Source organism: Serratia sp. TSA_7, from assembly GCF_052692135.1.
The window spans coordinates 871,668-885,717 of the sequence record NZ_JBQZFU010000001.1 but is presented as its reverse complement, the minus strand read 5'-3'; the positions used below and the strand labels follow the sequence as shown (position 1 = coordinate 885,717).

11 protein-coding genes are annotated in these 14,050 nt (G+C 57.5%); 7 read left to right on the top strand and 4 right to left on the bottom strand.

The window, feature by feature from the left end:
* The first annotated feature begins 263 nt into the window (after positions 1-263).
* The 4 genes from sodA to sodD are packed head-to-tail and all read left to right on the top strand — an operon-like array spanning position 264 to position 4,838.
* A complete protein-coding gene (sodA, locus tag ACUTQW_RS04350) occupies positions 264-803 on the top strand; it encodes a sodorifen biosynthesis isopentenyl-diphosphate Delta-isomerase SodA (protein WP_202292016.1) in 540 nt (179 codons plus the stop codon).
* Between the two features lie 26 nt (positions 804-829).
* Positions 830-2,674, top strand: a complete 1,845-nt coding sequence (gene sodB, locus ACUTQW_RS04345) for a sodorifen biosynthesis 1-deoxy-D-xylulose-5-phosphate synthase SodB (protein ID WP_202292015.1) — start codon at positions 830-832, stop codon at positions 2,672-2,674.
* A complete protein-coding gene (gene sodC / locus ACUTQW_RS04340) occupies positions 2,671-3,642 on the top strand; it encodes a sodorifen biosynthesis class I SAM-dependent methyltransferase SodC (protein ID WP_202292014.1) in 972 nt (323 codons plus the stop codon). Before sodB ends, sodC begins: the two co-directional genes overlap by 4 nt.
* 41 nt (positions 3,643-3,683) lie before the next feature.
* On the top strand, positions 3,684-4,838 hold the full coding sequence (sodD, locus tag ACUTQW_RS04335) for a sodorifen biosynthesis terpene cyclase SodD (RefSeq protein ID WP_445654808.1): 1,155 nt from the start codon (positions 3,684-3,686) through the stop codon (positions 4,836-4,838).
* A gap of 139 nt (positions 4,839-4,977) precedes the next feature.
* Here the strand turns inward: sodD and araC are convergent, their stop codons facing one another.
* The 4 genes from araC to ACUTQW_RS04315 all read right to left on the bottom strand — a co-directional run bounded on the left by araC (position 4,978) and on the right by ACUTQW_RS04315 (position 9,780).
* Positions 4,978-5,895 carry an arabinose operon transcriptional regulator AraC gene (gene araC, locus ACUTQW_RS04330; RefSeq protein ID WP_006324976.1) on the bottom strand — a complete coding sequence of 306 codons (918 nt, stop codon included), beginning with the start codon at positions 5,893-5,895 and terminating at the stop codon, positions 4,978-4,980.
* A gap of 304 nt (positions 5,896-6,199) precedes the next feature.
* The gene (gene araH / locus ACUTQW_RS04325) at positions 6,200-7,183 is read right to left on the bottom strand and encodes an L-arabinose ABC transporter permease AraH (RefSeq protein WP_004943906.1); all 984 of its coding nucleotides are present in this window, start codon (positions 7,181-7,183) and stop codon (positions 6,200-6,202) included.
* Between the two features lie 17 nt (positions 7,184-7,200).
* The gene (gene araG, locus ACUTQW_RS04320; RefSeq protein ID WP_020438952.1) at positions 7,201-8,736 is read right to left on the bottom strand and encodes an L-arabinose ABC transporter ATP-binding protein AraG; all 1,536 of its coding nucleotides are present in this window, start codon (positions 8,734-8,736) and stop codon (positions 7,201-7,203) included.
* Between the two features lie 60 nt (positions 8,737-8,796).
* A complete protein-coding gene (locus ACUTQW_RS04315; protein ID WP_037433948.1) occupies positions 8,797-9,780 on the bottom strand; it encodes an arabinose ABC transporter substrate-binding protein in 984 nt (327 codons plus the stop codon).
* A gap of 362 nt (positions 9,781-10,142) precedes the next feature.
* Between ACUTQW_RS04315 and ACUTQW_RS04310 the strand changes: the two genes are divergently transcribed.
* The 3 genes from ACUTQW_RS04310 to ACUTQW_RS04300 all read left to right on the top strand — a co-directional run bounded on the left by ACUTQW_RS04310 (position 10,143) and on the right by ACUTQW_RS04300 (position 13,958).
* Entirely contained in the window at positions 10,143-11,828 is a 1,686-nt protein-coding gene (locus tag ACUTQW_RS04310; RefSeq protein ID WP_006324975.1) for a ribulokinase, read from the top strand.
* A 36-nt stretch (positions 11,829-11,864) separates the two neighbouring features.
* Entirely contained in the window at positions 11,865-13,370 is a 1,506-nt protein-coding gene (gene araA, locus ACUTQW_RS04305) for an L-arabinose isomerase (RefSeq protein WP_020438950.1), read from the top strand.
* A gap of 147 nt (positions 13,371-13,517) precedes the next feature.
* Positions 13,518-13,958, top strand: coding sequence for a DUF2569 domain-containing protein (locus tag ACUTQW_RS04300; protein ID WP_004943890.1), 441 nt, complete (start codon positions 13,518-13,520; stop codon positions 13,956-13,958).
* Positions 13,959-14,050 lie beyond the last annotated feature (92 nt).

The following is a 14,050-nucleotide window of genomic DNA, read 5'->3' as shown; positions in this document are numbered from 1 at the left end:
ACATCCATCGCCTGGCTTTAACAAAAAATAGTTGCCCCCTAGCAAAACTCCCACATCGTTGAATTAACATTAAGTTAAACCATAAGTTAAAAATATATCACTAGCTGATACTTCATCATAAAATAGTCATCATCATGATTAATTTATTTTTATTAAAAACCATCATTAAATAAAATTTGACAATGAAAGAAATGTGTCTTTAATTAAATTTCATTGATCAAAAAACACCCAATTCTCAATCGAATTTATTTCGGGGGTCACCCGTGGAAGAAATGCTGATCCTCGTTGATGACAAAGATAATCCTATCCGTTCGGAGGGAAAACTCTCTGTTCATCAGCAAGGGCTATTACATCGTGCATTTTCGATCTTTATATTTGATAACAAAGGAAGATGGCTGCTGCAACAAAGAGCGTTCAGCAAATACCATTCGGCCGGATTGTGGACCAACAGTTGCTGCGGCCATCCGCGCTGGGGTGAGGATACCGATGCTGCCGCCCAGCGGCGTTTACAGGAAGAAATGGGGGTTTTCACCCCATTGAAAAAGGTCTCCAGCTTTACCTATCATGCTGAAGTACCTGGAAATTTGACTGAACACGAGTTCGACCATATTTATGTTGGGTTGTTTGAAGGTGAGCCTGATATTAATCCTGACGAAGTGGAAAATTCGCGATGGATTGATGTTATCCCGTTATTGCATGAGGTTGAATTGCATCCGGAAAAATTCACCACCTGGTTCAGGTTAATAATAAAAAGTTTTGATACCAATGAAATAACACGATGGGAAAAGCTTGCATCCCGTTAATGCTATCCACATTAAATGACTGGTGAATGGCTATGGACACCTTATTGGAATTAATTAATTTTCCGATTGATTTGCGGAAATTAACCCGTAAGCAATTAGCACAGGCTGCACATGAACTCCGGGCATTTTTATTATCCAGCATTGCAAAAAGCGGTGGTCATTTAGCCTCTAATCTCGGCGTGGTGGAATTAACCCTGGCGCTACATTATGTCTTTGATACGCCAAACGATCGCATTGTCTGGGACGTCGGTCATCAATGTTATCCGCACAAAGCGATTACCGGCAGACGCGGACAGATGAGCAACCTGCGCCAAAAGGGCGGCATTTCCGGCTTTCCAAGACGGGATGAATCCCCCTATGACAGCTTCGGCACCGCCCATTCCAGCACGTCAATCTCCGCCGCGTTGGGGATGGCGCACGCCGCCAGGCTGCAGCGGCAGGCCCGGCGTTGCATCGCGGTCATCGGTGACGGAGCGCTCAGTGCCGGTCTGGCCTTTGAGGCGATGAACAACGCCACGCTCGATCCGGACCTGCCCTTACTGGTGATCCTCAACGATAACGATATGTCGATCTCGCCATCGGTCGGCGCGCTGAAACAGCATCTCGTCGCTCTGCAAAGCGGCGAATCGGCGTCACTGTTCAGCACCTTGGGCTTTGACTACTCAGGGCCGGTTGACGGCCACGATCTGGCGACGCTGATCCCGGCTCTGGAGCGAGTGCGCGATCGACACGGGGTGCAGTTGCTGCATGTCATCACCCGTAAGGGCCAAGGCTTTTCGCACGCCGAGGCCGATCCCGTGAACTACCATGCGCCGGCCAAATTTTGTCCGCAGGCCGGAATATTGCCCACCCCCGCCGGTAAGCTGAGCTATACGCGGGTATTCAGCGACTGGTTGTGCGACGAGGCAGAGCGCGACGTGCGCGTGGTCGGCATTACCCCGGCGATGCGTGAAGGTTCCGGCCTGGTGGCCTTTCAGCAGCGCTTTCCCGATCGCTATTTCGACGTCGGCATCGCCGAACAGCATGCGGTGACCTTTGCCGGCGGCCTGGCCGCCGAAGGCATGCGGCCGGTAGTGGCGATTTACTCCACCTTCCTGCAGCGCGGTTATGACCAACTTATCCACGACGTCGCCATCCAGAAACTGCCGGTAACCTTCGCCATCGATCGTGCCGGCGTGGTAGGAGCCGATGGCGCGACCCATATGGGCATGTTCGATCTGGCTTATCTGCGCTGCATTCCCAATCTGCTGCTGATGTGCCCGGCGGATGAAAATGAGTGCCGGCAAATGCTGCATACCGCGCTGAATCATCATGGCCCGGCGGCGGTGCGTTATCCGCGCGGCAGTGGCCCCGGCGTGCTGCCGCAGCGCGAGATGGCGACCTTACCGTTGGGAAAGGCGCAGGTTCGCCGCATTGGACGACGGATCGCCATTCTGGCCTTCGGCTCGATGGTCACGCCGGCGCTGGAAGCCGGTGTCCGACTGGATGCGACCGTGGTCAATATGCGCTTCGTCAAGCCGCTCGACGTTGGGCTGCTGCAGCGCCTGGCGCGTACCCATGAGACCCTGGTTACGGTAGAAGAAGGCTGTATCGCCGGCGGCGCGGGGAGTGCCTGCCTGGAATGCCTGTCCGCCGCCGGGATCGCGGTAAACAGCTTGTTGCTGGGCTTTCCGGATAATTTTGTCGAGCACGGCGAGCCGGCTGAGCTGCTGGCGACCTGCGGTCTGGACGCCGATGGCATCGAAAACGCCATTGTCAGCTTTGTTACACCGCCGGTGGCGAAGTTTGTTGCCGACGTGGGGAGTTTTACCGATGAAAGTGAAGCTTTTTTACACGAAAACACGCGCGTTTATCGAGGAGAGCGACCATGAGCAATCTGTCCGAAGTAAAGTCACCCGATCCGGTATATTTACAAAATCTGCCGTATCAGGTGATCCGAGATAGCCAGACCGACAGCTATGAGGAGAAGGTGGTACAGACCTACTGCGAAGAACCGGACCATTGGCGCAAGGCCATCGGCGATACGCTGCTGTTTCAATTTGGGGTGTATGAGGATACGGCTCCTGCCCTGACGCCGACGTCGAAACTGAAACCCACCGCTGGGCTGGATGAGTCCAGTGTCCGTTATTTCGAGCAGCAGCTGTTTCTGGCCGGGGTAACCGGCAGCGATCGGCCGGCGATGCGCCGTATCCTGGATATCGGCTGCGGCTGGGGTTACATCCTCAAGCATCTGGCGGAGCGCTATCCGGAATGCCAGCGGCTGGACGGCGTTAACGTCAGCGCCCAGCAGCTCAACTACTGCGCCCGCTTCCATGCCGAGCAAGGGTTGAGCGGCCGCATCAATCTGTTTTTGTGCAACGCGCAGGACATCGGACTGTTGCCGGATCCTGATGATCTTTATGATCTGGTGATCATCCGCGGCGTCATCTCTCACTTCCCCAACGAGCTGTATGAGAAAGCCATGCGCGCGTTATTCAACCGGGTGCGGCCCGGTGGCAAGGTGATCATTTCCGACAATCTGTACAACGTCGAACCGGATCGCTACCAGTCCGATACGCCGGATATTGTTGATCGCCTGGCCTGCCGCCATCAAAAAACGCCGGTTTACTTTAGCCAGGTGCTGGAAGACAGCGGTTTCACCATAAAAGATTTTCGCGTATTGCCGTCAAACGTTGACGTAGCGCACTGGCTGATGGACTCCAAAGCCAATATCGAGCGTCATTTCCCCGCGGGGGTTGACGGCGCGCTGGAGGAGCTGCGGGTGCTGGCGGAAAACTGGTCGGTGGCGCTGCTGAAGAACAAGGTTTCTACTTACAGCGTGATTGCTTGCAAAAAATAATCATCCGTTAACGTCATATCTATTCAATGATGGGGAACAGTATGAACACAAATGATTTTTTGTCTCCCGAGGCCCAGCCGACGCTGACGTCCCAACCCGTCATGCATATTGTGCCTGACTATAATCCCTTCAACCGGCAGTACAAAGTGCATCCCCTGAAAGCCGAAGTTGAAAAGAAAGCGCTCGATTTCATGGAACGTTACCGTCTTTACTGGACTGAAGAACAGCGCCAGCGTCTGTACGGACAGGATTGCGGGGGGATTGCAGGCTATGTCTATACCTTGGCCCCCAATGCCGAGCAACTGCAATTGGGAGCCGATCTGGCGATGATTGCTTTTACCTGGGACGATGAATTTTGCGATGAAGGCCCAACTCGTGACAAGCCGATGGAAATGGCGGACAGCGCTTTCAGAACTATTCGCGCACTGGAATGCCACGACATCATAGTCGATAAAAATGACCGCTATGCGGTGGCCATGCGGGATATTCTGCAACGCGTTCGCCAATTGTCACCTGACTATCTTGCCAACCAGTGGGTGGATTCGGTCCGACATTGGTTTTTCATCGAAATCCAGAAAGCATCGAATGTGGCACGCGGGATACGCCCTAACCTGAGTGATTATGTGGTGACCCGCATGCATACTGGCGCTACCCCCACATTTATGCTCAATACGCAGATCGCCAACGGGTTGGAATTGGGGCCGGGTTTGCTGTTCGACAGACGTGTCAATGCGTTGATGGAACTGGCCCGTACCGTGGTCAACTGGTCAAGTGATTGCTATTCCTACTTCAAGGAGGCGGAACGTACTGCCGATGGGTATAACATCATCGATGTTCTGATGGACACCCATAACCTTTCTGTCGAAACCGCAATGGCAATGGCCTTCAATATGCAGGACCGCATGCTAATGCGTTTTGTCGAGCTGCGTGATGAAGTATTAAATGGACCGCATGACAAAGGAGCCGAAATTTATATTGATGCGCTGGAAGAATATACCATTGGCGGGATCTTGTGGTGTCAGGAAACCCAACGTTATCGATTTATCGATGGGACGACATCAGGCAGGTTGGCTTATACCGCTTCAGGGTTCACCCGGCAAGCACGGGGAAGCGAGCTGTCAGAGCCGATCGACATCCCGACCATCGCCTGGTGGTGGCAGGTGGGGGAAAGAGCAGATCAGCACAGTCGGCGCTAAGCGGCTTTCAACACAGATTTTGGCTATGGACGCATGTTCGGCGACGAGCATGATGGGGGAATAGTCGTATGCGCGGTAACCGGGTTTCCTCTCCCCCTGGCAGCCCGGTTACCGCGCATGTCCTCAACGCCCCCTACGGTTAACCGGTAACCGCCGCGTAAGGCGATTGGCGCTCGCTTTTCGCCGGGTAGTTAATCTCCAGGCTGCGGCGGCGGAAATCGCTCGGGCTGACCCCGACCCGCTTGCGGAATACGCGGGAAAAATAGAGTTGATCGTCATAGCCCACCACTCGGCCGATGGTGGCGATCGACTCCTGCGTGGTCTGCAACAACAGCTTGGCGCGGATCACCCGCTGATCCTCGCGCCAGCGTAAGATATTGATGCCCACCTGCTCACGGAACAGGTGCGCCAGCCGCGACGGCGACAGGCAGACATGACGCGCCACCTCGTCGATGCGCAACTCGCCCGCCAGGTTGCCGGTGATAAACTGACAGGCCTCGATGACGCGTGGATCCATGATTTTCTGCGGGCTGAGCGGATCTTCTTCCATCGCGCGCAGCAACAGGCGTTCCAGCAGGTTCATGCCCAGCTCTTCCGCAAAGCGGCGGCCGGAGCGCTGGGTCTGTTCGATATTGGCGAACAACCGGTCGAATTCCAGCAGCAGGTTGTTGTTTGGCAGCGTCAGGCGCCCCACTTCATGGGTTTTGCTGTGCCATTCCAGCCAGTCGGCCCAGTAGGCGCGCGGGCGGAAATAGACCCAGCGGTGATACCAACAGTCGCTGTCCGGCGAACGGCCGTAGTAATGGGATGCCTTGGGAGGAAACAGCAGCAGGTCGCCGGGGTTGCAGTAAAAGGTGTCCTCGCCGTCAAACACCTTGCCCTGGCCCTTGATGGTCAGGTTGAGAATATAACCCTTCATGCCACCGGGGCGATCGATAAAGAAATCCAGCGGGCCGTCCGCCATGATCGGCGTCAGCCCGGCCACCAGATAGGCATTGAAGGTGTAACCCGGTAACAGCGGGTTCGGTTGCGGTTCCTGTGCCATGCGATGATACATCGGTCCTCCTCAAACGGCTTGTATTGTGAGGTTGATGACAAAGTTGTCTTTGAGTCCGAGATACCCGGGCCTAGCGCACCGAGGGGCCATTATGGGACACATCCCTGTGTCCCACCCTTCGGGCCGACATGAAGTCGTTCCAATTTGCTCCCGGCAAATTGGTCGACGGCCAAGGCCGTTACGACCCCTTCGGCACGCTCTCCCTAATAACGGGCTTTGTCAGCAGTCTGGTATACGTAGTGTATCGGCCCGGCAGATTACTGCCTGAGCCGATGGCAGAACTGTGAGCAGGGTTAACGATTTTCTACAGCGTGCGTTTGGCCTGCTGTTTGTAGCGGTCGAAAATTACCGCCGCCAGCAGGATCACGCCGCGCACCACATATTGCGAGAACGGCGAGATATTCAGCAAATTCATCGCGTTCTCTACCGTGCCGAGGATCAGGATGCCGGCGATAACGTAGGAAATCTTGCCGATACCGCCCTTCAGCGACACCCCGCCCAGCACGCAGGCCGAGATCACGATCAGCTCATAACCGATCGAGGTCATCGGCTGGCCGCTGGTCATGCGCGAAGCCAGAATGATGCCGGCGGCGGCCGAAACCAGCCCGGACAGCACAAAGATGATGATTTTAGTGCGCACCACCGGCACCCCAGCCAGCCGCGCCGCCTCTTCGTTGCCGCCGATCGCCAGCGTATTGCGGCCAAAGGTGGTTTTGTTGAGCAGGAAACCGAACAGGATCAGGCAGGCGACGGTGATCCAGATCGGCGCAGGCAGCCCCAGCCAGTTGGCGTAGCCCAGGGTGAAGAAGCGCTCGTCTTCAATGCCCACCGCTTTGCCGTCGGAAATGATGTAGGCCAGGCCGCGCAAGATCTGCATGGTGGCCAGCGTGGTGATCAGGGCGTTGATTTTCAGCCGGGCGATGACAAAACCGTTAATCAACCCCGACGCCACGCCCAACAGCAGGCCGGCGCCTACGCCGATCCACAGGCTTTCGGTCAGGTTGATCACCACCGCCGTGGTAACCCCGGCACAGGCGATGACCGAGGCGACGGACAGATCGAAGTCGCCGGAGGCCAGGCAAAACAGCATGCCGCAGGCCACCATGCCGGACATGGATATCGCCAGCCCCAGCCCTTTCATGTTGATGAAAGAACCGAAGTTAGGCACAAACACTACGCAGGCGATAAACAGCACCGCGAACACCACCAGCATGCCGTAGCTGTCCCAGATACGCGCCAGCCCCCGGCCGCTGCGGTTTTTCACAGAATGGGTCGTTATGGTCGACATCTCTTTCTCCTTCACAATCAAGCCACCGCCACAGCGGCATCAGGGGCAATATCGGGGGTGCGCAGCATCGCCAGGCTGAGGGCTTTTTCCTCGCTGGCATCGTCATGCAATAATTCGCCGGAAATGGCGCCTTCGCGCATCACGATGATGCGGTCCGCCAGCCCCAGCACTTCGGGCAAATCGCTGGAAGCGAACAGCACCGCGATGCCCTGTTGCGCCAGTTGGTAAATCACATGGTAAATTTCATGCTTGGCGCCGACGTCGATACCGCGCGTCGGCTCATCCAGCAGGATCACTTTCATTTCTTCCGACAGCCAGCGGCCCAGAATCGCCTTCTGTTGGTTACCGCCGGATAAATTCATAATCAGCTGACCGGCACTTGGGGTTTTGATATTCAGCGCACGGATGTGATGGTCGGCATTGCTGACTTCCCAGCCGTTATTGATCAGGCAGCCTGCGCGAATGCTTTTGCGCCGCGCGCTGATGTTGATGTTGTCGCGCACCGAATGCACCGGAATGATGCCGTCCGCCTTGCGGTCCTCCGGGCACAGCATGATGCCGGCGCGGATGGCGTCTATCGGCGAACGGATGTCCAGCCGCTGGCCATCCAGCGTCAGTTGCCCGCTACTGACCCGCGTAGCGCCGAAAATGCCCTTCATCAGCTCGCTGCGCCCGGCGCCCACCAGGCCGAACAGCCCGACAATCTCCCCGGCGCGCACGCTCAGATCGATAGGGGTTTTGACGCCCGGTGCCTGCAATCCCTGCAGCGCCAGCCTTACCGGCCCCAATTCACGCGGCTGATAACCGTAGACGTCACCGAGATCGCGGCCCACCATCGCCTGCACCAGTTGCGCGTTGTTGACCTGGCTCATGTCGTCAAAGGTGCGCACATAGCGGCCGTCTTTGAATACCGTGATGGCATCGCTGAGGGCAAAGATCTCCTCCATACGGTGCGAAACGTAGAGGATCACTCGCCCTTCGGCGCGCAGTTCACGGATCACCCGGAACAATTGCTCAATCTCTCTGGCGGACAGCGAACTGGTCGGCTCGTCAAACGCGATCACCTTGGCGTTGCGCGCCAGCGCCTTGGCGATTTCCACCATCTGCCACTGGCCGATCGACAGGTATTTCAGCGGTGTATCCGGGTCGATATCCAGCCCGAGATGTTCCAGTTGCAAGCGGGATTCGTAACGCAACAGCTTGCGATCCACCAGCCCGAGTTTGGTCGGCAATTGGCCGAGGTAAATGTTCTCAGCCACCGTCATTTCCGGCACCAGATGCAGCTCCTGGTAGATAATCGCGACCCCGGCGTTCAAGGCATCGGTGGTGTTGGTGAACTGAACCGGCTGGCCTTTCAGCTGAATTTCGCCCTGGGTCGGCGCGTAGTTGCCGCTGAGAATTTTCAGCAGCGTGGATTTCCCGGCGCCGTTTTCCCCCATCAACGCGTGGATCTGCCCGGCCTGGCAGCTGAAACTGATATCGTCCAGCGCCTTCACGCCCGGGAAGGTTTTACCGATGCCTTTAAACGTCAGATACGGCAATGCGGCGGTCATAATGCGATCCTCCTGCGGTCAAAAATGCCGCCCGGCGTTACGCTGCGGGCGGCTCGGTGATTACATCAGGCCTTTTTTCTGCAGTTCGGTTTTAAAGTTGTCGCGGGTGATCAGCACCACGTCGGTCACTTCGGTAAATTTCTGCGGCTCTACACCCTTCTCTACCCAGTCATGCAGCATCTGAATGCTCTTGTAGCCGTGGATGTCCGGGCTTGGCAGCAGCGACCCGTAGAAACCGGTGGCCTGCGCCTTGGACAGTTCGCTGACCGCATCCACGCCGTTGATGCCGATGCCGATCACGTTAGGCGCCTTGAAGCCCTGGCCTTCGGTGGCGCGCACGCCGCCCAGCACGGTGTTGTCGTTCATGCCGACAATCAGCCAGTTTTTCACTTCAGGATGCTGCACCAGCATCGAGTTGGCGGCATCGAACGCCCCCGGGATATCGTTGGACTTGGTCGGTACCGAGTAGATTTGTTTTTCCGGGAAGCCGGCCGCTTTCAGCGCGGCAATCGAACCGCCGGTGCGGCGACGGGCGGTGTCCAGTTCATCGGCGGTGATCGCCATCACGGCGGTGTCCGCCGGTTTCCAGCCGCGTTTGTTCATCTCTTTCCACAGCTCCTGACCCTGGCGTTCACCGATTTTGGTGGCCGCCATCATCACCAGCGGCACGCTGTCCATAGGTTTGCCCTTGGCGGTGACAAACTGATCGTCCACGGCGATCACTTTCAGGTTGTAACTGCGCGCTTTGGCCATGATCGCCGAGCCGAGTTTCGGATCCGGCGTGCAGATGACAAAGCCCTTGGCTCCGCTGGCCGCCAGGCTGTCGATGGCGTTAAGGGTTTTTTCCCCGTCCGGCACGGCGATTTTGATCACGTCGAAACCGAGATCCTTACCGGCCTTGTCGGCAAATTTCCATTCGGTCTGGAACCAGGGTTCCTCGGGCTGCTTGACCAAAAAACCCAGCTTCATGGTCTCGGCGACAGCCGAATGTGACATAACGGCCGCCAGCCCCAGTGCCGCCAACGCCTTAGTGAATTTATGCATGATGCTCTCCGCAGTTTTGTTCTCTTCGGCGAATAAATTCGCTCGCCGTGAAAACGTTATCATTAGGGTGCCTGTTGTCGGTGCGTCGCTTGTTTACGCGGCATCTCCCAACACCAGCTGTAAGACGGATTAAGTTTTAGCGGGTATTTGTTGCCGAAATGTAGAGCGCTATCACATCCGTGGATTACAGCAGATATGTGCATATATTTAGCGAATTCCGCCAAGCATTAACTTATGACAAGCGTCACAAAATCACTGTGCGAAGCAGAAAAGTGCATACTTCCAGCTAATGGCTCCTCACCTGCCCACCGCTCCCGCTCCTATGGTTGTCACAGCGTATTTACACATCAGGAGTCAACATCATGACGGCAGACGCTATTGCCCTGGGATTGGACTTCGGCAGCGATTCGGTGCGGGTATTGGCGGTTGACTGCCATAACGGCCAGGAGCTGGATACCGAAGTGGTTTACTACCCTCGCTGGCAGCGCGGCGATTTCTGCAACGCCGCAGAAAACCGGTTCCGCCACCACCCGCTCGACTATATAGAAGCCATGGAACAGGCGATCGTCAGCCTGGTGCAGCGCATGTCTCCGCAGCAACGGCTGCAGGTGATCGGCATCGGGGTCGATTCCACCGGATCCACGCCTGCGCCGATTGACGAGCAAGGCAAGGTGCTGGCGCTGCGGCCAGAGTTTGCCGACAACCCGAACGCCATGTTTGTGTTGTGGAAAGATCACACCGCCATCGAGGAAGCCGACGCCATCAACCGCCTTTGCCGCAGCGGCGATTTCCCCGACTATTCTCGCTATATCGGCGGCGTCTATTCATCCGAATGGTTCTGGGCCAAGATCCTGCACGTTTCGCGCCAGGACGCAGAGGTCCGCCAGGCCGCCGCCTCTTGGGTGGAACTGTGCGACTGGGTGCCGGCGCTGCTGTCCGGCACCACCGCCCCGCAGAGTTTGAAACGCGGGCGCTGTAGCGTCGGGCATAAAACGCTGTGGCACCCCGACTGGGGCGGCCTGCCGCCGAAAGCGTTTTTCGCCGCGCTCGATCCGCTGTTGGTCGAAGACTTGCCCTGGCCTTTGTTTGAAGACTCCCACACCGCCGATTTGCCGGTCGGCACGCTCACCGCCGAGTGGGCCGCACGCCTCGGGCTGCCGCAGAGCGTGGTGTTATCCGGTGGCGCGTTCGATTGCCATATGGGCGCGGTGGGTGCCGGGGCGCAACCCTATACCCTGGTGAAGGTGATTGGCACCTCCACCTGCGATATCCTGATCGCCGATCGTCAGCGGGTCGACGGGCGCGCGATCGAAGGGATCTGCGGCCAGGTCGACGGCAGCGTAGTGCCGGAACTGATAGGCCTGGAGGCCGGGCAATCGGCCTTTGGCGATATGTATGCCTGGTTCAGCCGTTTGCTGAGCTGGCCGCTGCATGAGGCGGCGAAAAACCACCCCGAACTGCAACCGCAGTTGAAACAGATTGAAGCCGGCCTGCTGGCCGCGCTGACCGAATCCTGGGCCAACAATCCGTCGCTGGATCACCTGCCGGTGGTGCTGGACTGGTTTAACGGCCGCCGCACTCCCTATGCCAACCAGCGTCTGAAAGGCGTGATTACCGATTTGAACCTCGGAACCGACGCGCCGACGCTGTTTGGCGGATTTATTGCCGCCACCGCCTTTGGCGCCCGCGCCATCATGGAATGCTTCGAACGGCAGGACATCCCGGTCGACAACGTGCTGGCCATGGGCGGCATCGCGCGGAAATCACCGACGATCATGCAAGCCTGCGCCGACGTGATGAACCGCCCGCTGCAGATTGTCGCCTCCGATCAATGCTGCGCGCTGGGTGCGGCGATCTTCGCCGCCGTAGCCGCCGGCCGTTTCAGTAACGTGCCCGAGGCGCAGCGCCAGATGGCCTGCGGCATCGAACGCACGCTGCAGCCGGATCCGCAGCGTGTCACGCGCTATCAACAGCTTTATCAACGCTATCAGCAATGGTGCCTGGCCGCCGAGCCGCGCTACGCCCCTGGCGCAGATTCGCCATGCTGAATCCCGATACCCAACGCTAACCCCCAGGAGTCTCTGATGGATGCATTTAAGCAGCATGAAGTCTGGTTCGCCATCGGCAGCCAGCACCTGTACGGCCCGCAAACCCTGCAACAGGTCAAGGCGCACGCCGAACAGGTCGTGGAAAGTCTCAACCGTGAGGCGGGGTTGCCGGTAAAACTGGTGCTGAAGCCGCTGGTTACCACACCGGATGAAATTACCGCCCTGTGCCGCGACGCCAACTATCGCCAGGAGTGCATCGGCATCCTGACCTGGTTGCACACCTTTTCGCCGGCCAAGATGTGGATCGCCGGGCTGTCTATCCTCAACAAGCCGCTGCTGCAATTCCATACCCAGTTCAATGCCCAGGTGCCTTGGGACAGCATGGATATGGACTTTATGAACCTGAACCAGACCGCCCACGGCGGCCGTGAGTTCGGCTTTATCGGCGCCCGCATGCGCCAGCAGCACAGCGTGGTTGCCGGCCACTGGCAGGATCCTGAAGCACACCGCCGCATCGCCCAGTGGATGCGTGCCGCCGCCGCCAAACAGGCGAGCCGGCAATTGAAAGTGGCGCGTTTTGGCGACAACATGCGTGAAGTGGCGGTGACCGAAGGCGATAAGGTCGGCGCGCAGATCCAGTTCGGCTACTCGGTCAATGCCTATGGCATCGGCGATTTAGTCAGCGTGATCAATGAGGTCAGCCGTGGCGATGTGGACACGTTGATTGAAGAATACGAAGCCAGCTATGTGCTGAGCGATGCGGCGAAAATCAACGGTGAAAAGCGCGAGAACCTGATCGACGCGGCACGCATCGAACTGGGGATGAAGCGTTTTCTGGAACAGGGCAACTTCCAGGCCTTTACCACCAACTTTGAAGATCTGCACGGCATGAAGCAATTGCCGGGGCTGGCGGTGCAACGCCTGATGCAACAGGGTTACGGCTTTGGCGGCGAAGGCGACTGGAAGACCGCCGCGCTGCTGCGCATCCTGAAAGTGATGGCCGATGGCCTGAACGGCGGCACCTCGTTTATGGAGGATTACACCTATCACTTCCAGCCGGGCAACGATCTGGTGGTCGGTTCGCACATGCTGGAGGTGTGCCCCTCAATCGCCAAAGAAAGCAAGCCGCTGCTGGACATTCAACCGCTCGGCATCGGCGGCAAGGCGGATCCGGCGCGATTGATTTTCTCCACCCCGGCCGGCCCGGCGGTTAACGCCAGCCTGATCGACATGGGCGACCGTTTCCGTCTGCTGGTCAATCAGGTGGATACCGTGGAACAGCCGCACCCGCTGCCCAAGCTGCCGGTAGCGCGCGCCATCTGGCGGGCTCAACCGACGCTGGCCACCGCCGCAGAAGCCTGGATCCTGGCCGGCGGCGCGCACCACACCGTGTTCTCCCAGGCGCTGGACGCAGACCAACTGCGGCTGTACGCCGAGATGCACAACATCGAGTTCTTGTTGATCGATAACGCCACCGCTCTGCCGGCGTTCAAAAACGAAATCCGCTGGAACGAAGCCTACTACCAGCTCAACCGCCGTTAATCTGTCGGCAGCCGGGGCAAAACCGGCTGCCGGTAGCCAAACGTGCTGCCCTTGCCCCATTGTCCCGACCATCCGCTTGATATTGATGACTAACCCCCTATTACCCGCTAAGCTATGCGGCTTCATGTCTTACCCAGGAAGCCGTTTATGTCTCAAGCTGAATACACCCGTATTGGCGGTTGGTTGCTGGCCCCGATGGCCTATATGATTGTCACCCTGCTTAGCGCCAGCCTGATGATGCTCCTGTATGGCATGGCGATTTTCATGCCGGAATCGCGCGAATACCTGCTGACCAACGCCCAGGCATTTACCCTGCAATGGTATTTGTCCGTCCTGACCACGCTGGCGATGTGGTGCTTTACCCTGTGGCTGCTGTGGCTGTTTTGCCAGCGCTCGCAGCGTTTCCCCAAACTGTTCCTGGTGTGGTTGTTGATCACCGTGCTGCTGGCGATAAAAGCCTTCGCCTTTTCGCCGGTACCTGACGAGTTGGCGGTGCGCAGTTTGGGTTGGCCCCTGTTGATGGCGGCGCTATTGGTGCCCTACATGAAGCGTTCCCAACGGGTAAAAGGCACCTTTACCGAACGCTGAGTGCCGCTGTGGCACGTTTTGTGCGGATAATTGTGTAAATTTTCGCCAAAAAAGGGCAAAAAGAGCAATAACCTTGCTATCCATATGTTGTC

Coding starts and splice junctions, on each gene's coding strand:
- sodC (WP_202292014.1), top strand. CDS start 2,671: ATGAGCAATCTGTCCGAAGTAAAGTCACCCGATCCGGTATATTTACAA.
- sodD (WP_445654808.1), top strand. CDS start 3,684: ATGAACACAAATGATTTTTTGTCTCCCGAGGCCCAGCCGACGCTGACG.
- ACUTQW_RS04300 (WP_004943890.1), top strand. CDS start 13,518: ATGTCTCAAGCTGAATACACCCGTATTGGCGGTTGGTTGCTGGCCCCG.
- araA (WP_020438950.1), top strand. CDS start 11,865: ATGGATGCATTTAAGCAGCATGAAGTCTGGTTCGCCATCGGCAGCCAG.
- araH (WP_004943906.1), bottom strand. CDS start 7,183: ATGTCGACCATAACGACCCATTCTGTGAAAAACCGCAGCGGCCGGGGG.
- araG (WP_020438952.1), bottom strand. CDS start 8,736: ATGACCGCCGCATTGCCGTATCTGACGTTTAAAGGCATCGGTAAAACC.
- sodB (WP_202292015.1), top strand. CDS start 830: ATGGCTATGGACACCTTATTGGAATTAATTAATTTTCCGATTGATTTG.
- ACUTQW_RS04315 (WP_037433948.1), bottom strand. CDS start 9,780: ATGCATAAATTCACTAAGGCGTTGGCGGCACTGGGGCTGGCGGCCGTT.
- araC (WP_006324976.1), bottom strand. CDS start 5,895: ATGTATCATCGCATGGCACAGGAACCGCAACCGAACCCGCTGTTACCG.
- ACUTQW_RS04310 (WP_006324975.1), top strand. CDS start 10,143: ATGACGGCAGACGCTATTGCCCTGGGATTGGACTTCGGCAGCGATTCG.